A 17,018-nucleotide genomic window follows, 5' to 3' on the forward strand; every position below is an offset into this window, starting at 1 on the left:
TTCTTACGTTTGAATAAAAAAAGAGCCGTTCCAACAGAACACCCCTTTTCGCGAAGTCTTAATATGTCATTTGTTTAAACCTGCAAGTAAAAGTCGTCTTCTCAAATGGTTGGCTATTCACGTGCAGCGTGCCATTCATTGCTTCTGTTAAGCGTTTCGAAATACTTAAACCTAATCCACTGCCTTGAAATTGAGGGTTTCTAGCATCATCTAATGTATATAGTCGTTCAAACACCCGATCCTGGTGTACCTCTGCAATTCCTTTCCCCTTATCCCAAACCTCTACGGCAATGGTTTCCCCATCTCCTCGAAGGGTGAGACCTAAAACGCCCCCATCATTTCCATATCGAATCGCATTCGAGATAAGATTACTCAGCAACCGATTAATTGCCTCTTCATTACCAAGAATGTAAAAATTCCGCTCTGGAATGTCTATCTCTACCTGAAAACCTTTTGATACAAGCAAATCGTAAAACTCTAATACATTCTTTCTACATATCTCATTAAGTGAAACCTTACTCAACGGCATGAGATAATCATCGGATTCTAGTTTAACAAGATCAAAGGATTGATTAAGTAAAGAAACGAGACCCATTACTTTTTCGTGCAGGCGTAAAATGACGATTTCTTTTTCGTCCTTAGCCATCGTTTTATCCAGCTTTATTTTTTCTACATAACCTAAAATAACCGTTAGGGGTGTTTTCAAATCATGTGACATGTTGGCTATCATTTTTCTTAAACTATCTTTTGTTTTGGCGTAATCGGCAAATATTTTTTGATTGTTATCAAGCATTCGGTTGATTTGAATAAGTAAAAGTTGAATGGCCTCCTGATCTGTTTGGAGTAACACTTTTTCAGCTGTCTGTTGTTCCATGATATTTGTTAACTTATCACTGATTTCATTTATATGTTGCTTTGTTTTTTTATGAGAATAATATTGCCATCCATTCATTACAATTAAAATGGCCATGATAACAATTAAAGTAACCATCATAGACTATTCACCTAATTTATATCCGATTCCCCAAATGGTTCGAATATACTTTGGATGAGACGGATCCTCTTCTATTTTTTCTCGTAGCCTTCTTATATGCACATTGATTACATTTTCATTGCCATAATAATCATCTTCCCAAATAAAATGATATATTTGTTCCTTTGTAAACACTCGATTTTGATGGGTCATAAACAGCTTTAAAATATGGAATTCCTTAGAAGTAAGCTGCACAACCTTATCTTTCATTTGTACAGAAAAGGTATGTAAATCGAGGGATAGTTCCTTAAAATGAATGTTATGAGATATAGCTGGAGTCCCCGAAGGACGATATTGCGTTGCCCTACGAATAGCCGCATGGACCCTCGCTGTTAGTTCGATCATTGAAATCGGTTTGCTTATATAATCATCGGCACCAAAGCCTAATCCTAACGCCTTGTCTAAGTCACTATTCTTCGCTGAAATAATCAATACAGGCATTAAACTCTTTTCTCTGATGCGTTTTAAAACAGCCATACCACTTAACTGCGGAAGCATTAAATCCAACAAGATTAAGTCAAAGTCCTCCTTATGGAAAAGGGATAAAGCTTCCTCCCCATCAAATGCGGTAAATACCTCGAAACTCTCCTGCCTCAAAATATCTGTTATCAATTCACTAATCTCCCTGTCGTCTTCCACAAGAAGAATACGCTTTTGCATACTTCCACATCCAATCCTTTGTACTAACCATGCAATGAATCAATCACCTTTAACTCTCCCTTTATTTCTATAAAGGGGGCATAATTCCTTCTATAATATATAACTGATGCTATAAAAAAAGACTGCTGATTTTCATTCGTCAGACTAATTCGAGATAAAAGCTGATTACCTCTCTCATGCAGGACACATGAAAAAGTGTAGGGAAAGTATGCATCCCTACACTACAAGTTCTTTATTAAAAATCAAAATTGTCTGGGTCTGGCCCTACACGAAGATTCTGATTTAATCCATCAATGATTTGCATCTCTTCTCTCGTTAATTCAAAATCAAACACATTTGCATTTTCTACAATTCGATGCTCTTTTGTTGATTTTGGAATGGTGACAATCCCATTCTGTAAATCCCAACGCAAAATAATTTGCGCAACTGACTTATGATGCTTGTTCGCGATCTCCTGTAACACTTTATTATCTAGCAATTGTCCTTGCATTAATGGTGACCATGCTTCCAGCTGAATCCCATTGTCTTGACAAAATACTTGTAACTCTTTTTGAGATATCCTCGGATGGCATTCTACTTGATTAACCATCGGTTTAATTTCAGCATCCTTCATTAGTTCTTCCAGATGATGAGTTTGAAAGTTACTCACTCCAATGGCTTTTACACGACCTTCTTTATAAAGCGTTTCTAAAGCTCTCCAAGCATCCTTATATTTCCCTTCAACCGGCCAATGGATCAAATATAAATCTAAATACGCTAAACCAAGCTTCTCTATGCTTGCTTCATAAGCAGCGATTGTTGATTCATATCCTAAATCAGCATTCCAAACTTTAGAAGTGACAAATAGCTCTTCTCTAGAAATCCCTGCATCTCTTATACCTTCTCGGATACCTTCACCTACACCTACTTCATTCTCATAAATTGCTGCTGTATCCACGCTGCGGTATCCATGGTTAATCGCTGACTTTACTGCGTTTACTAATTCAGGACCTTCTTCCACTTTAAAAACACCTAATCCAAACCAAGGCATTTTCACACCGTTATGCAAAGTAGTAGTATCTTGTAAATGTTTGACCATCATCTTTCAACCTCCAAAGTGATATTATTTTCTTGATCTTTTCGTTCCAAAGCTCTGCTAAACCCCGTTAAAACGGCTGCCACTAAAACCATAAGCGCTCCAATCCAAGATGTATGAATCAGTCCAATCGAATCCGTAATCATACCACCTAAATAAGAGCCAATGGCAATACCAGCATTAAATGCTGCAATATTGATGGCAGATGCGACATCCACTGCACTCGGAACAAAGCGCTCTGCCAACATCACCACATAGACTTGTAAACCCGGCACATTCATAAATGCTAATAACCCCATTAGAAAAATCGTTATCAATCCAGCCACTTTAAAAGGTGCTGTAAACATCAAAGTAAATAACACAACCGCCTGTACAATAAACATATAGAACAATGCGCGGATAGGATTTTGATTCGATAACTTCCCGCCAACCATATTCCCAATTGCAATCGCTATGCCATAAACCAATAAAATGATTGCTACAGTTCCTTCTTCAAATCCAGTGATATCTTGAAGCAATGGCGATAAGAAGGTAAACACGACGAAGGTTCCACCATAACCTAGTGCTGTAATGATAAATAAGAGCAATAACCGGCCATTTTTCACAAGTTTCAGTTGATCACGAGAGGATGTTTTGACCCCTTTTCGTAAATGTGATGGAACGAGAATACTATTAGCAATTAAAGCAATAACACCAATAATGACAATCGTCATAAACGCTGCTCTCCACCCTAATTGTTGACCGATAAAGGTGCCAAACGGAACACCTGTAACAGTAGCGACCGTCAGACCCGTAAACATAATGGAAATCGCACTCGCTCTTCGATTTTCTGGAACTAAATCAGCAGCGATTGTCGATCCGATTGACATGAAGACCCCATGGGAAAATGCTGAGATCACACGTGCAACGAGTAATAACCCTATAGTCGTTGAAAAGGCAGCAACCGTATTCCCGATTATAAAAACAATCATAATCCAAAGTAATAAAGTCTTGCGGGACATTCTCGATGTCAAAGATGTCAAAACAGGGGCACCAAATGTTACCCCTAAGGCATATAGAGAAACCGTTAACCCTGCAGTGGTTACCGGAATACTTAAATCATTTGCAATAAGGGGTAATAAACCAACACTGATAAATTCAGTCGTCCCGATTGCAAAGGCACTTACTGCCAAAGTAAGCAAGGCCATTGTACTTTGCTTTCTGCTTAGATTCATATATTCTTCACCTTTTTTCTTTTATATAAATGGAAAATTTCCTTTTCGAACATAATAATTTTAAAGGAAAGTATCGTTTCAATCTGCCGGCAAATGTTATTATGATACATATAGAACACAAAGAGAAGTACGCACTTTAAGGTGATATAGAAACCAGAAAGTAATATAGGTACTTTTTAGTTCCTAAGGAGGGAAACAAGAATGCAGAAGAAGAAATACAATATTTCTGTCGAAGCAACTTTAGAAGTCATCGGAGGAAAGTGGAAATGTGTAATCCTTTGTCATCTCACACATGGCAAAAAGCGAACAAGCGAATTAAAGCGTCTCATGCCTAACATTACACAAAAAATGCTTACCCAACAGCTACGCGAGCTTGAAGAGGATGGTGTCATCAATCGTATCGTGTACAATCAAGTTCCACCAAAAGTAGAATACGAACTCAGCGAATACGGACAAAGCTTAGAAGAAATCTTAAATTCGTTATGTACCTGGGGAGAGAACCATTTGACCAAGCTATATGGGGATAAATTCTCGGTATTAGAAGAAAGTATATTGAACGAATAGGTTAAGTAATAAATGGGCTCAAAACAGCTTTTCATAAAGGTAATGGCTAAACTCCAAACATAACAGAGAAGCTTCAATGGCATACCCTCTGAAGCTTCTCCCTCTCTTTATAAATAAATTTTCTTACTCCGTTTTATATTTTTTTGCCAACGTTTCACTCCCAATCGCTCCAATGATTGAAGCAGTGAATGGAAGAAACGCATAAAGAATCGAACCTTGGAAAAACGTTATATTAAAGTCAAAAAATTTATTACCCACTACGATAAGAATTTTGATAACAACTAAAAATAAGCCAACAAGCAGAAGAAGATCAAAAAACAACTTTAACTTGGGATACGCTAATTGCTTTCCATCTTCAATAATGCTCTCCTTCAAATGATCATCTCCTTTTAATAATTCATCAATGGTAATATCAAAAATTTCACTTAGTTGAATGAGAGATTCAATGCTGGGATATCCTTCTCCACGTTCCCATTTTGATACTGATTGTCTACTAATTTTAAGTAATTCACCGAGCTGTTGTTGAGACATTTCATGTTTCAAACGTTGTTCTTTTAATTTTTGGGGGAAATCCATTTTCTTCATCTCCTAACAACTCCAGTATATTTGCATCTCTAACTAAACGTAAAGAACCGTGTCGTTGCAACGATGTAAACGAATAGTTGCGGGATAAAATGAGTAATTATTTTACCATGTTATATTATATCAGCTATCACTTTACCTATATTTCCCATTGTCATTTATACTTATTATGCTGTTTTCTATTTGAAGATACCCGTGGGGGAATTTCCAGTATAAGAAAACGGCCATTCCCTTATACCACTAAAGTAAAAAAGGAAGTGACCGTTTCTATCAAAGCTTTATATAAGTTTATCTTTACAAACATCTTACACCTAATATTTACCAATAGGGCAGATGATAAAGCACCTTAATGTTGTAAGCCACATCTTTAAAGACGGTTCTCCAATGATTCAATCGCCAGTTGAAGCGCAATTAATCGTCGCTCATTTACTGTTTTTTGAGGACTACCATCTTTTGCTTTTGCTATCTGTTTTTCAATAGGTGGAATAGTACTTTGCAAAATATCTTTAGATGTTAGAATAACTTCTTCTTCATATGAGAAGTCTTCACCGTTCCAAATATTCTTTAAGCTAGCTAAACCGACTCTTATAGCGTCTCGTCTCTTTCTTACAAGAGTAGTATTGGACCCCTTTTCAGTCATGCTTTTATAAGCATTTGAAAGTTTACTAAATGTAGACTCTAAGGATTTAACGGATAACTCTTGTATTTCTTGGTTAATTGACTCCATGTAGACTTCTCATCACTTTCTATTATTTAGTAGTATTCATTCATGATTACAGAGTAATAATAAAGCATGTAGACCTTCTTTTATTTCTGCTAGTGAAGCATACGCATAAGACAGTCTTATATGGTGAGAATCACCTGAATGATAGATATAACCTGGGTTGATTAAAATATTTTGATTGAGAAGGTTTAGAAATAGTGCTTTGTTTACGATAGGTTTATTAAACCTTAACCAAATGTAAAAGCCACCCTCTGACTTATTCCACGTAGCAATCTTTCTAAATTGCTTTTCTAATATATTTTCAATAAATGCCGCTCTGTTCTTTAGTTGTTCACGAAGATTTTTTAAGTGATTTTCGTATAAACCAGTTGATATCCAATGTGCGACGATCTCTTGAGAAAGAGCACTTGAACCATAATCCGTTTGCATTTTTATATCAGCTAGCCGTTCAACCACAGGTGAAGGTGCGACAATCCATCCAATACGTAACCCAGGACTTAATGTTTTCGACACACTACCAAGATAAAGTACTTGTCCTGACTTGTCTAAAGACTTTAAAGTAGGTAAAGGATGATCAAATAGTAATTCATGATATACATCGTCTTCAATAATAGGAATCTGTAACTCTTTGCATATATTGTATAGATTTTTCTTTTCCTCCAACAACCAATTAACTCCAGTAGGATTATTTAATGTCGGAACACAATAAAATATAGATTGTTTTTTCCTCTTAAAAACTTTTAAGTTCTCAGCTAATTTCGGGTGATTACGCATTACCGTATGCATACGCATGCCAGCAGATTGAAAAGGATGAATAGAACTTAAATAAGATGGCTCTTCATGGAAAATCACAGAGCCTTCTTCTAATAATCCAATGGCAATTAGTTGAAGCGCCTGAAGGGCGCCAGAAACAATTAGAATGTTCTCTGGTTCCGAATGAATACCTCTTCTTTTCAGATAGTCACATAATACTCTTCTAAGTCTTTCATTTCCTTTTGGTGATGAATAACCGATAGATTTTGCATCAAGGGTGATTTCTTTTAATGACTGTTCAAGTTGTTTTGTTGGGAGTAATTCCGGTGATAATTCACCTGTTCCAAGGCGAATGATATGATTATATTGCTCGTATTCATTGATAAGTTGAATAGTATGGTCATTTGCTCTATGGATACTTGATTCAATATGCTTTTTCCAATTCGGTTGAGTTTTATTTAAAAGTACATTCCAAGAAGTATTAGTTACAAATACACCTGATCCTAATTTTGATTGAAGTAAACCATCTGCCTTCAGTTCATCAAGAGCAAGTTGAACTGTACTTCTATTGACATTAAATTGTATCGCTAGTTGACGCTGTGTGGGGATTTTTGTTCCAACCGCCCAATCTCCACTTTCTATACGAAATTTCATCCAATCTACAATTTGTTCGTGAAAAGTTAAATGAGAATCACTATTCGGTTTCCATTTCAAGATAATCCCCCCTTAAATTGGGTGGATAAAAAACCATCCAATTGGTTGTTTTCTTTCAGTTTTATCATAGTACGATAGTAATTGAAAGAGAGTTGATTTGAATGGAACCTATTCTGCACGGATTAATTTTGGCATTCGGACTTATTTTACCTTTAGGGGTACAGAATGTCTTTGTATTTTCTCAAGGAGCAACGCAACTTAGATTGGCTCAGGCACTTCCAGCCACGATAACAGCTGCAATCTCTGATACACTTTTAATCTTATTATCTGTATTTGGTTTATCAATGATTGTCCTTCAATTTGAATGGTTACGAGTAATTTTAATGATTACCGGTATCTTATTTTTATTGTATATGGGATATGTCATTTGGAAATCCGAAACGACAAAAAAAACGAATAAAGCTTTACCTATTCGTCAACAAATTATCTTTGCTTTATCTGTTTCTTTTTTAAACCCTCACGCCATCTTAGATATAGTCGGTGTTATTGGGGTAAGTGCAATAAAATATGCTGGAAAAGAACAATTTCTTTTTACTATTACTTGTATTACAGTATCTTGGATTTGGTTCTTTGGGCTAATGATCGCAGGAGCATTTGTGAAAAAGTTAGATGGCAAAAGAAATGTATTGCAATTATTTAATAAATTCTCTGCTATCTTTATCTGGGGTACAGCCATTTATATTTTTCTTGATTTAATGTAATATCCTTGGAATTATCATTTCATATGTAAAAAGCGAAAGCCTTCTGTCTAGTTGCAAGGGAGAAGGCTTAAAAGGTAAGATTTCCTTTTTAAAAAAGTAGTTTATTCTTTCACTTCAAATGTATTTTTCTCTATACATATCGCTGCTGCAGACGTATTTATAATAATATCAAAATCCTGACTGTATGGATGCATAAACACTTCGTACTGTATCCTTCGTTCTTCATGGGATTGCCTTAAATAATTGAGATCTGCTCCCCTTTCAACGATGTCCCGATTCGACCTCCTTAATAATTCAGTTTCACCATCTGTATAGAAATAAATTTTCAAGTCAAATAAATCAGGATGAATAAATGCTACACTCATTCCCTCAACAATCGTTACTTTATTCCTCGAGGAAATTAATTCGCTTTTCATATAATGTGTATGCATTGTGTATAAATCTAAACCATCTCTAATCATCTGAACATCTCTTTCTAAAGATAACAAATGATGCGCTGATGGGTGGCAAGCTGTCATTTTATAACGATGATTTTCGTTTTGATATGTATAGTCAATCATTGCATGTTTTCGTATATTCGAGCTAACAATATACGGGTCTGTATTTATATAATTCACTCCATCTTGATTTAATACGTTTATAAGCTTATTGGCAAACGTTGTTTTTCCAGCAGCACCATGTCCGGAAATACAAATAATAAGCTTTTTATCCGTTATTGTAATCCAATTTAGGATGTCTTGTATTAACTTATCCATCAATCTCCCCCCGTCACTAGATTTGCTTTTTTCAACTTACTTTTTAAGATGTCTATACTTCTAATGATGAGTGCTATATTCTCCACTTAATTCGAATCAAATGCTTCCCGATAAAACTCCCTTAACTCCGCTCCGTTATCCGGCCATTCGGGCAGCTGTTCGTTAGCCAACATAACCAATGCATCAAGACAGCGATGCCATCCTGCTGCTGTTGCCGCTGCCCAAGACCGGTCATCAAACGTATGCTGAAAATTCATTCGGCACCCGTCATGGTATTTTGCAACTCGATTCTTAGCAAATCAGCGCCTTCATGAAAGGCAAAGACGACAGGTGGTTGATATTCAGTAATTATGCCTTCGTACTCCGTCCCCTCGCCATCATCAAAAGCTATTTTGCCACCTTCATTAAGATCCATCTCTCCAGTTGCAAATGGATACCACTTGGTAAAGTAATCAGGATCTGTTACGCAACGGAAAACACTCTCTGGTTTATGGGTAAACAAACGTTCAAATTGCAAAACATAGCGACCATTCACTTCATATAACTTTCCGTATTTAGTCATCTTTTTCTCCTTTACATTTTTATTCCTTATTAAGGTTAACAAAAAGTTTCATCTTAAACTATGCCCGTTTGCGAAATAAAATTTCCGAAAAAAAACCTTCTCTGAATCATCATGTCCAAAGGGTAGAAACATCGCAATTTATGCTGATTTGGAATAAGTTTGATCAAAATTAAATATGACGAATATGCTTCAAATAGTTTATTAACCTGCATCTAGCTGTTTTCTAGGTGCAAATGTATAACTATCTCACACTTTTAACTAAAATCATTATAACCCTTAGTTAATAATTACTAACATAAATGTGTTGTCTAAATTGATAAAATGATGAAAATCCCTACCTACTCATGGTCGGGATTTTCATCATCTTGTCTTCACTTTTTGTCATCAAATTCATTTAAACGTTTTCGAAGGAACAGAGACGAGACTGTGAACACCACACAAGCTACTGCTGAGCCAACAGCAAATGTCAGCTCAAAGTTTCCTATTGGTGATTTGAATAATAGAGGGACTGAGATTATTAAAGCAGCACCACTAATGCCCAATCCCAAAATAGACATCGCTAAAATTTTATTCATAGAAACACCCACCTTTTCTAGGGTAATTAAAGTAATCTACTACTCCAGCAATCCCAACAGGTCCGCTGCTTTTACACCATCGGTTAAATCTCATAAGGCTCTTCTGCAAGCAAATCTTCATCTGACATATTAGGAACCCCGGTATACTCGGATGTAACAAGCGAATCATCCAAATATGTCTCAACCTGGAAGTTGACTATCTCATTCTTAGTCACTACTGCATTACAGTACCATCCTCATCGATGAAAAGGGTATGTTACTAGGGAGACTATAATCCCCATGTACAGGAACTGTAAGCACATATTACCTTAATGAGGAACTATTAGATTCAGTCGAGATTATTATTAAGAGGTCTTTAATCCCTTTGGTAATTCCCCAAAGAGAAAGCAAATGTGCTTACAGACAGTGGTTTTTTATAAAAAATTCACCTTTTATTTAACGGAGTACCTGATGACATTTGCATTGGGCTATTACTTTATTTTCACATTAGCCTCTGCACTGATAGAGGCTGGATAATCAAGCAATTCAAGTTTAACAGGTCCTAAGTCAGTTGCTTCAGATGGGAAAGGAACGGAATACAATACATAGTCGTCGACATAGGAATAGGAGATACCATATGGTTCATCCTTACTTATTACATTTCCATCTGCACCAATTGCATGCCTAAAAATTGCTGATTTGAATTGATTCGGATTCGTATCTAATTTAATGGACATCTCGCCTTGCTCTATCTCTACATCTGTTAATTTCCCGTCTTTCGGTGCCTTAAGTATTTTCTTTTTTATCGGGTCTACTTCAACATTGAGCTCTTCCTTATCAAGCGCACGAATTGAATTGAAACGCAAATATAATTCTTTAGGATTAGTAAAGTAGTTGCTCTGTAAATAAATGATTGTTTCGTTCTCATTGATTTGTGTAGTCTCTATTACACTTGTATTCCATGTTTCTCCTTTTTCATCTATTAGATGCAAGTCATTAATACCAAATATCTTTTTACTATTTTGCGAATGATAATATACATGTACAGCTGTTTGAGAAGGATACATTGTTACGTCCTTGATAGTTAATTGCTGTCCTTCAATTTCTAATGTTTTATCCACATTATACACTTTCTTTCCAACAATTTTACCTTTATCTAAAGTAAAGGGAATTTCCCAAACTCCGTCTAGAAGTTTCTTATCTTTAGAAAACTGAGTTGAAAGAATTAGTTCATTTGGCAGATTATCCCCTTCTTTTAAAGGAACCCTGATTTCCAGCAAAGAATCCGGATTATCATTCCAATATTCACCAACTATATGATAAGGCAATACCTCTCCTTTTTCATTAAGCAATTGAAAGCTTTCTGGAGTAATAACTACGTCTTCTTCATCTGATTGATATTCATAAAAAATGATCAATGATTTTTCATCATGAATAATTGAATTCAAAGTAAACTCTATACCTTTGTTATTCACACTTGAATCCACTTTTTGTATGTAATTATTTTCAACAGCTGCAAGTAGCCCTTTGTCATATCGGACAAAATCAACAATTTTCCCCATACCAGGTACATTTGACATGTAATATGCAACGGGTTCGGATACATTAACAGATGTAATAAACGAAAGCCCTAAAATACATGCAGCAGTGAATGTCTTAATGGGCAGCTGCACTCTCTTTTTCTTTTTCTCTGCCTTTGCTTGCTGTATCCCCCTTAGAATTGCCTGGTCAGAGCGATCGTCAGAAATGGATAGATCCTTCATTATTTTTTTTGATTCAGCCAATTCACTTTCTTCTCTTTCAAACATTTAGCCCACCCCCCTTATTTAATTGAACCTGAAGTGCTTTTAGGCCTTTGTATAGCCAGGTTTTAATGGTACTCTCCGACTTTTCGAGAATTTCGGCAATATCTTTTATCTTTAAATCGTTATAATACTTTAAAATAATGACTTCTCGAAAACGCGCATCTATTTTTAGTAATGCTTCCTCTATTTCTAACGTCTGGTTGTCATTCTTCGTTACCATTAAATTATCAATATACTTAGGATCTGCGATTCTTTTTCTTTTACGAATTTGATCATGGCAGTAATTAAGCATAATCCGGATGACCCATGTTGAGAAGTATTCTGCATGTTTCAATTTATTCAATGAAAGATAAGCCCTAAAAGTTACTTCCTGCAAAGCTTCTAAGGCCTCCTCCTCATTATGTAAGTAACCCAAGGCTATTTTTAATAGTCTACTTTTATGGATTTGGATTAATTCGTAGAAAGCATCATCATCTCCCTTTCTTGCTCTATTGACTAGGTTTTTCACTTCCAAGCGCGCTTCCCCCTTTTCTCTTTCTAATTATTAGACATAACAAAGAAACAAAAAGTCTTAAGTTTTTACTTTCTGCGGAATTTTTTGGTATTTGATAATCGAATAATCTATTCCTAAGGTGTACCCGTTGTAAAAGTCCTTTTTAAAAAACAAGTAATTCAGTAAATCTAGTTTATACTTATAAAAATTGTATAGATTTTTTGAATGCTGCTTCTCCTTGATATTGTAAATGTATAATCCAACAATGATAAGTTTTTTTCTATTTCTATTTTAAATTTTAGAGAACTTAACCATAAAAAAACTGCACCCCATTTGTTAGACCATGTCTAACAAATGGGGTGCATATCAGAATTTTAAAAACGGTATCACTCTTATTTAAATTTTATACAATTACTTGTAGCCTTGGAATAAAGTTTGATCAAAAGTACCTCACAAAGCCACATAAATGATTCAGCGTAATATCTCACCGAAACAAATTTATTATGCATATACAAAAGGTACGAAGTATAGCGATCCAGATGATCCAAATACAACGGTATATCACTACAAGGGTACAGATGTACTAGAGAAGGTGATACTTTAATTAACAGTTTATAATCAAGCTAAACCTAAATCGAGATGGAAAAAAAGTAAAGGCGGTGTATTAAAATGATTAAGAGAATTGAGTTTAACAAAGAAGTAAAAATAGGGTATATTCAAGTTATCAAAGAAATAAAAGCTGGTATGGTTCATGAAACTGATGAATTAAAAGTTAATCCTTATATAAATTTAGACTTAGATAAGGATAATAGAATTATAGGCTTAGAGATATTTAGAGGTGAAGCTAATGCCCTTAAAAATGCATCTTCTAAAGATAACTTTTACCTTAAAAGAGATAATATGTATTCGTTACGACTAAATGATAATGAAGTAGCTTCGAGATATTCTTATTTAGGATTAGAATTCTGTTTTTCAGAAGAAAATCACAGAGGATTTATAGGTTTCGACATTCTAGATATATCAAAATATCCTGAAAAGACTTTATAGTTTACTATACTAATTTTCATAAAGAAAATTCGGGAATATATTGTAAAAAACCAAAAGAGGATCTGCTTAAAACAGACCCTCCTTTTATCTATTGTTCAAAAATATCTAATTCAGAGTTTCCAATCGAATATCGTATCAAAAACGATATTTATTTTATGAATGAATACTATACGATGTTATATATTGTCCTGCCTATACATATTCGTGATATTCATTTGGGTGCTGCCCTTCTACACGACCGGCTTCTCCTTTATCCAATGAATCAATTGTTTCAATATCCTCAGGTGCTAATTCAAAGTTGGTACTATTGAAATTATCTTTTTGATGCACGGGATTACTTGATTTTGGTATAGAAAATACGTCTGCTTGATAATTCCAATTTAAAATAATCTGCGCCGGGCTTTTATCGTACTTATCCGCAATTTCTTTAATTGTGTTATTTTTTAGCACGTCATTCAGATAACCTCTACCAAAAGGGCTCCAAGATTCAGTAAGAATGCCCCGTTTTTTATTTTCTTCTACCATGCGGTTATTATTAAAATACGGATGACGCTCCACCTGGTTTGTAGCAGGTGTCACACCTGTTGCTTCGATAATGTCGTCCAGATGTTCTGGTTCAAAGTTTGAAACGCCAATGGTTCTGATTAACCCTTGTTTTTGAGCATCCACTAAAGCCTTCCAAGCTTCTACATACTTGCCATCCTTAGGGTTCGGCCAATGAATTAAATACTTGTCAAAATATTTTAATCCAGTGCGGCGTAGAGATTCTTGGATAAAGATAAATGCCTTGTCATATTCATGGTAAGCACCGGGCAATTTCGTACTAATCAAAATTTCCTCTCTAGGCAGTGCGGACCGACGCACAGCTTCACCGACAATCCCTTCATTGTCGTAGTTTGTTGACGTATCGATTAAGCGATATCCTATATTCAAGGCGTTTAAAATTTCAAATGTACCCTGATCCCCGTTAATACCGATTGTGCCTAATCCCACAAAAGGAAGTTCTGTACCATCATTTAGAGTAAAACCATTATTATTTAAAGTCAAAACCTCATCTCCTTTTAAAAATTTTGCAATGTAAGTTGAGATTGGAAATAACTATTTCCATGATGTCTATAATTACAATACCCGATTTAAAAAAATCCTACACCAACGAATTGATTGCTATGCCTTTGTGACTTTCTTGGTTTCTCACCAACCCCCCTCCATCCTTTCTCCCCCACGATCCATCCCCTCATTTACGCCTGAAGGCAATGTTATTAAGCTCTTCCCAAAAGCCCATTTTCGACCTCTTTTTTACGTTCTGGCTTGTATCGAATAAGGACAATGTTAAATAGATGTTCTCTGAATGGGAACAGAAATAGGAAAAAAACATGAGCAATGAGAATAAAAAGTATCTTTCCCAGCACTCTTATTGCTTCTATCTCGTTTTCTTAGAACTGTATAGAAACAATACGACAAACAAACGAACACACTATAACTCTTATCAGACAATGTTTTTGGGGAAATATTGGCCAAAGAAAAGGACTGAACCCTATTGGATTCAGCCCGGATTTGTATTGAGATTTTGAATAACCTTAAATGATTGTCTGCCTATTCGTGTTTCCCCCGCTCTCCCCCCGACTCCTTTACCGTTAGGATACCAACTTAGTTCCATAAGAGAAGAACAAAGTTACGTGAGAACCAAGAGAGTTAAAGGAGACAAATTCTGTATAAAGATAATAAAGACGTTTAATTTTGAAATGAAAAACAAGAACCTTACTACGATTTATTGTAGTAAGGATTTTTTAACGTTTATCAATATAATTATTCTTATCCTCGAATCTGATAATAAAGTTGTTTGATACTTTTAATCTAAAGCACCTGTTACTTTAAGTACATTAATTTACAATCTTTTTCTAAGAACATAGTTCAGAATTGAAACTAAATTAGCCAAAAAAGGACACCCCTATACAGGTGTCGACAGTCTATTGAGAAAATTATATAAAGACGTAAATCTTTTCCACCCTACCTAGAAAACAAACCAGATCCTTCAATAATCTCTTCGCTCGAAAGTAAAGTTGCTTCATAAATCAATATATTTTTATTTTTCAAAAATGATTGAACAACCTCATAACCAACTGCATATCCCGCACAAAATGAAAGCCCTACAGGTTGATACCCCTCTTGACGAGCAAAGTCATCGCCATACATATAACTACTTACTTCAGCAAACCCTTTTACATCTAGGGCCTCTCCTATAACATGGATAGAATACTCTAAATCATCTTGATCCATGCTAGTTACCCATGGTCCAAGCAATTCTTTTCCATATAACTCCTGTGCAAATGACTCAGCTAACCCTTCTATCACGATATAATCTCCAACTGTTATATCACCGTGGTTCCACTCAAAATAGGAAAAACGAATATTATGGTGAACCTCATGAGCAATTACGGCAGGGATTCTTGGCACATTATAAGGATTTGGGGAAATGTTGACAGTAATATATCCAGGTATCCCTCCGAAACCTGCGTAGCCATTCGCATGGTTTAACTTAATAGAATCTGCCAAATAAAACCCAAAGGTTAATTCTTCTGCATTGACTTTGAGACCTGCATTCTCTGCTCTTACAAAACAAGTGTTCAGGGTATTCTCAGCTAAAGTATACACATCATTTTCTCGTAAAACTTTTAAGCCTTCTCGTATTTGTTTATCATCAGTAATATCAACATACCCTAACATACTTGTAGCCATTAATACATCATAACCATTCACCTCTTTAGCCTTAATCGGGACATTTAAGAAACTCCACATCTGATGAAATGGCTTCATCATCGTATACCGAAAGTAATCATTTCTCTTTTCAACATCTTCTATTCTAAGTAGTTCCTCATATTGCTCCAAAGATTGCATGATTTTATAGTTCATTTTTCTCAACTCCCTTGTTAAATCTAGTACGTATCTAACAATAAAGTATTACGTCGCGTCAATGTCAAATACCAAGTTTGATTAAAAATCCCTCGAAAACCCTTATTTTACATTAAATAAAAAGACCCCGTTTTGAAAAAGGTTGATTAAAACGGGATTTATTCTTTGTGAAACATTATATATTTTTTTAAAATTTGATTATTTTCTACCTCTTATACTAATCACTCTTTCATAATTATTAAAAGATATAACTATTTAGAGATCTATTCTTGACTGGGTCCTCATATTTCTAACGACTTTTATTAATTCCTCTTGCTTAGGTTCTATCTCATTTCACTTCCTCCAAAAATCTACTGTATTACTTTCCGGTTTTATATTTAGGCTCATTTAATTTAATTTTTATTAGTATTAACCTATCGTAATTAGTGCAAATAACAACTAAGCCCCGTTTCAGGTATTCTAAATCTTTTGATAAAATTTGAAAAACGTAATTTATTCTCACCAGTAGTTACCCTATGTATTACTTGTCTTTCCTCTTCTTTTATATAATTTGTTGTTAAGTTACGTATAGCTACTTCTATATCTTCATTAGGCGGATACTTTAACAGTGTTCAGCACTTTCATTCTTCTATCTCGTGTTCTTTCGAACTCTATAGAAAGAGATATGAAAACCACTTGAACACGCTATGGACAAGGGATTGGAGAGGTATTGAGCAAGAGAAAAAGACTGAACCCGTATTGGATTCAGCCTGGATTTGTATTGATTTTACGATTAAAAAACGATTGAATCGGAACTACCTGCTGCACTTCCCACTTCCTTTACCGTTTGGATACCAACTATTTAGCAGTAGGTACCGACTTTTTAGCAGAGA

Annotated in this window: 18 protein-coding genes; 3 read left to right on the forward strand and 15 right to left on the reverse strand. The window is 35.2% G+C overall.

Features of this window, described 5'->3' with window-relative positions; translation table 11 throughout:
• Window positions 1-58 precede the first annotated feature (58 nt).
• From MKX29_RS07480 to MKX29_RS07495, 4 genes are all read right to left on the reverse strand, one after another.
• Window positions 59-994, reverse strand: a complete 936-nt coding sequence (locus tag MKX29_RS07480) for a sensor histidine kinase (protein ID WP_251163430.1) — start codon at window positions 992-994, stop codon at window positions 59-61.
• Window positions 995-997: 3 nt separating this feature from the next.
• The gene (locus MKX29_RS07485; RefSeq protein ID WP_251163431.1) at window positions 998-1,693 is read right to left on the reverse strand and encodes a response regulator transcription factor; all 696 of its coding nucleotides are present in this window, start codon (window positions 1,691-1,693) and stop codon (window positions 998-1,000) included.
• Window positions 1,694-1,928: 235 nt separating this feature from the next.
• Window positions 1,929-2,771, reverse strand: coding sequence for an aldo/keto reductase (locus MKX29_RS07490; RefSeq protein WP_251163453.1), 843 nt, complete (start codon window positions 2,769-2,771; stop codon window positions 1,929-1,931).
• Window positions 2,771-3,982: an MFS transporter gene (locus tag MKX29_RS07495; RefSeq protein WP_251163432.1), complete on the reverse strand. Its 1,212-nt coding sequence runs from the start codon at window positions 3,980-3,982 to the stop codon at window positions 2,771-2,773. Before MKX29_RS07495 ends, MKX29_RS07490 begins: the two co-directional genes overlap by 1 nt.
• A gap of 201 nt (window positions 3,983-4,183) precedes the next feature.
• Between MKX29_RS07495 and MKX29_RS07500 the strand changes: the two genes are divergently transcribed.
• On the forward strand, window positions 4,184-4,546 hold the full coding sequence (locus MKX29_RS07500) for a winged helix-turn-helix transcriptional regulator (protein ID WP_251163433.1): 363 nt from the start codon (window positions 4,184-4,186) through the stop codon (window positions 4,544-4,546).
• Window positions 4,547-4,669: 123 nt separating this feature from the next.
• On the opposite strand, the gene MKX29_RS07505 is transcribed toward MKX29_RS07500, so the two are convergent.
• The 3 genes from MKX29_RS07505 to MKX29_RS07515 form a co-directional block, all read right to left on the reverse strand.
• Entirely contained in the window at window positions 4,670-5,122 is a 453-nt protein-coding gene (locus MKX29_RS07505) for a helix-turn-helix domain-containing protein (protein WP_251163454.1), read from the reverse strand.
• Between the two features lie 373 nt (window positions 5,123-5,495).
• Window positions 5,496-5,855, reverse strand: coding sequence for a hypothetical protein (locus MKX29_RS07510; protein ID WP_251163434.1), 360 nt, complete (start codon window positions 5,853-5,855; stop codon window positions 5,496-5,498).
• Window positions 5,856-5,891: 36 nt separating this feature from the next.
• Entirely contained in the window at window positions 5,892-7,319 is a 1,428-nt protein-coding gene (locus MKX29_RS07515; protein WP_251163435.1) for an aminotransferase-like domain-containing protein, read from the reverse strand.
• A 101-nt stretch (window positions 7,320-7,420) separates the two neighbouring features.
• Between MKX29_RS07515 and MKX29_RS07520 the strand changes: the two genes are divergently transcribed.
• Window positions 7,421-8,020, forward strand: coding sequence for a LysE/ArgO family amino acid transporter (locus tag MKX29_RS07520; RefSeq protein WP_341104931.1), 600 nt, complete (start codon window positions 7,421-7,423; stop codon window positions 8,018-8,020).
• Window positions 8,021-8,121: 101 nt separating this feature from the next.
• Here the strand turns inward: MKX29_RS07520 and MKX29_RS07525 are convergent, their stop codons facing one another.
• The 6 genes from MKX29_RS07525 to MKX29_RS07550 form a co-directional block, all read right to left on the reverse strand.
• On the reverse strand, window positions 8,122-8,775 hold the full coding sequence (locus tag MKX29_RS07525) for a uridine kinase family protein (RefSeq protein WP_251163436.1): 654 nt from the start codon (window positions 8,773-8,775) through the stop codon (window positions 8,122-8,124).
• An 86-nt stretch (window positions 8,776-8,861) separates the two neighbouring features.
• Window positions 8,862-9,032, reverse strand: coding sequence for a hypothetical protein (locus MKX29_RS07530; protein ID WP_341104933.1), 171 nt, complete (start codon window positions 9,030-9,032; stop codon window positions 8,862-8,864).
• A complete protein-coding gene (locus tag MKX29_RS07535) occupies window positions 9,029-9,379 on the reverse strand; it encodes an SRPBCC domain-containing protein (RefSeq protein ID WP_341104934.1) in 351 nt (116 codons plus the stop codon). Before MKX29_RS07535 ends, MKX29_RS07530 begins: the two co-directional genes overlap by 4 nt.
• Before the next feature lie 329 nt (window positions 9,380-9,708).
• Window positions 9,709-9,912 (reverse strand): hypothetical protein, encoded by a 204-nt coding sequence (locus MKX29_RS07540; RefSeq protein ID WP_251163438.1) that lies wholly within the window; start codon window positions 9,910-9,912, stop codon window positions 9,709-9,711.
• 470 nt (window positions 9,913-10,382) lie between these two features.
• Entirely contained in the window at window positions 10,383-11,699 is a 1,317-nt protein-coding gene (locus tag MKX29_RS07545) for a DUF4179 domain-containing protein (RefSeq protein WP_341104935.1), read from the reverse strand.
• Window positions 11,692-12,204: a sigma-70 family RNA polymerase sigma factor gene (locus MKX29_RS07550; protein ID WP_224938933.1), complete on the reverse strand. Its 513-nt coding sequence runs from the start codon at window positions 12,202-12,204 to the stop codon at window positions 11,692-11,694. Before MKX29_RS07550 ends, MKX29_RS07545 begins: the two co-directional genes overlap by 8 nt.
• A 654-nt stretch (window positions 12,205-12,858) precedes the next feature.
• Here MKX29_RS07550 and MKX29_RS07555 point away from each other — a divergent pair.
• Window positions 12,859-13,236, forward strand: coding sequence for a DUF2283 domain-containing protein (locus MKX29_RS07555; protein WP_251163440.1), 378 nt, complete (start codon window positions 12,859-12,861; stop codon window positions 13,234-13,236).
• 192 nt (window positions 13,237-13,428) lie between these two features.
• Here the strand turns inward: MKX29_RS07555 and MKX29_RS07560 are convergent, their stop codons facing one another.
• Together MKX29_RS07560 and MKX29_RS07565 are read right to left on the reverse strand one after the other, a co-directional pair.
• Window positions 13,429-14,283: an aldo/keto reductase gene (locus tag MKX29_RS07560; RefSeq protein ID WP_251163441.1), complete on the reverse strand. Its 855-nt coding sequence runs from the start codon at window positions 14,281-14,283 to the stop codon at window positions 13,429-13,431.
• 960 nt (window positions 14,284-15,243) lie between these two features.
• Complete coding sequence (locus tag MKX29_RS07565) at window positions 15,244-16,146, reverse strand: DUF2268 domain-containing protein (protein ID WP_251163442.1); 903 nt, start codon at window positions 16,144-16,146, stop codon at window positions 15,244-15,246.
• Window positions 16,147-17,018 lie beyond the last annotated feature (872 nt).

The organism is Cytobacillus sp. FSL R7-0696 (assembly GCF_038006865.1).
Classification (GTDB): domain Bacteria; phylum Bacillota; class Bacilli; order Bacillales; family Cytobacillaceae; genus Cytobacillus; species Cytobacillus kochii.

Excerpts from the sequence above, each read along its gene's own strand:
- MKX29_RS07480 (WP_251163430.1), bottom strand. The coding sequence starts at position 994 with ATGATGGTTACTTTAATTGTTATCATGGCCATTTTAATTGTAATGAAT.
- MKX29_RS07485 (WP_251163431.1), bottom strand. The coding sequence starts at position 1,693 with ATGCAAAAGCGTATTCTTCTTGTGGAAGACGACAGGGAGATTAGTGAA.
- MKX29_RS07490 (WP_251163453.1), bottom strand. The coding sequence starts at position 2,771 with ATGGTCAAACATTTACAAGATACTACTACTTTGCATAACGGTGTGAAA.
- MKX29_RS07495 (WP_251163432.1), bottom strand. The coding sequence starts at position 3,982 with ATGAATCTAAGCAGAAAGCAAAGTACAATGGCCTTGCTTACTTTGGCA.
- MKX29_RS07500 (WP_251163433.1), top strand. The coding sequence starts at position 4,184 with ATGCAGAAGAAGAAATACAATATTTCTGTCGAAGCAACTTTAGAAGTC.
- MKX29_RS07505 (WP_251163454.1), bottom strand. The coding sequence starts at position 5,122 with ATGGATTTCCCCCAAAAATTAAAAGAACAACGTTTGAAACATGAAATG.
- MKX29_RS07510 (WP_251163434.1), bottom strand. The coding sequence starts at position 5,855 with ATGGAGTCAATTAACCAAGAAATACAAGAGTTATCCGTTAAATCCTTA.
- MKX29_RS07520 (WP_341104931.1), top strand. The coding sequence starts at position 7,421 with ATGGAACCTATTCTGCACGGATTAATTTTGGCATTCGGACTTATTTTA.
- MKX29_RS07525 (WP_251163436.1), bottom strand. The coding sequence starts at position 8,775 with ATGGATAAGTTAATACAAGACATCCTAAATTGGATTACAATAACGGAT.
- MKX29_RS07530 (WP_341104933.1), bottom strand. The coding sequence starts at position 9,032 with ATGAATTTTCAGCATACGTTTGATGACCGGTCTTGGGCAGCGGCAACA.
- MKX29_RS07540 (WP_251163438.1), bottom strand. The coding sequence starts at position 9,912 with ATGAATAAAATTTTAGCGATGTCTATTTTGGGATTGGGCATTAGTGGT.
- MKX29_RS07545 (WP_341104935.1), bottom strand. The coding sequence starts at position 11,699 with ATGTTTGAAAGAGAAGAAAGTGAATTGGCTGAATCAAAAAAAATAATG.
- MKX29_RS07555 (WP_251163440.1), top strand. The coding sequence starts at position 12,859 with ATGATTAAGAGAATTGAGTTTAACAAAGAAGTAAAAATAGGGTATATT.
- MKX29_RS07565 (WP_251163442.1), bottom strand. The coding sequence starts at position 16,146 with ATGAACTATAAAATCATGCAATCTTTGGAGCAATATGAGGAACTACTT.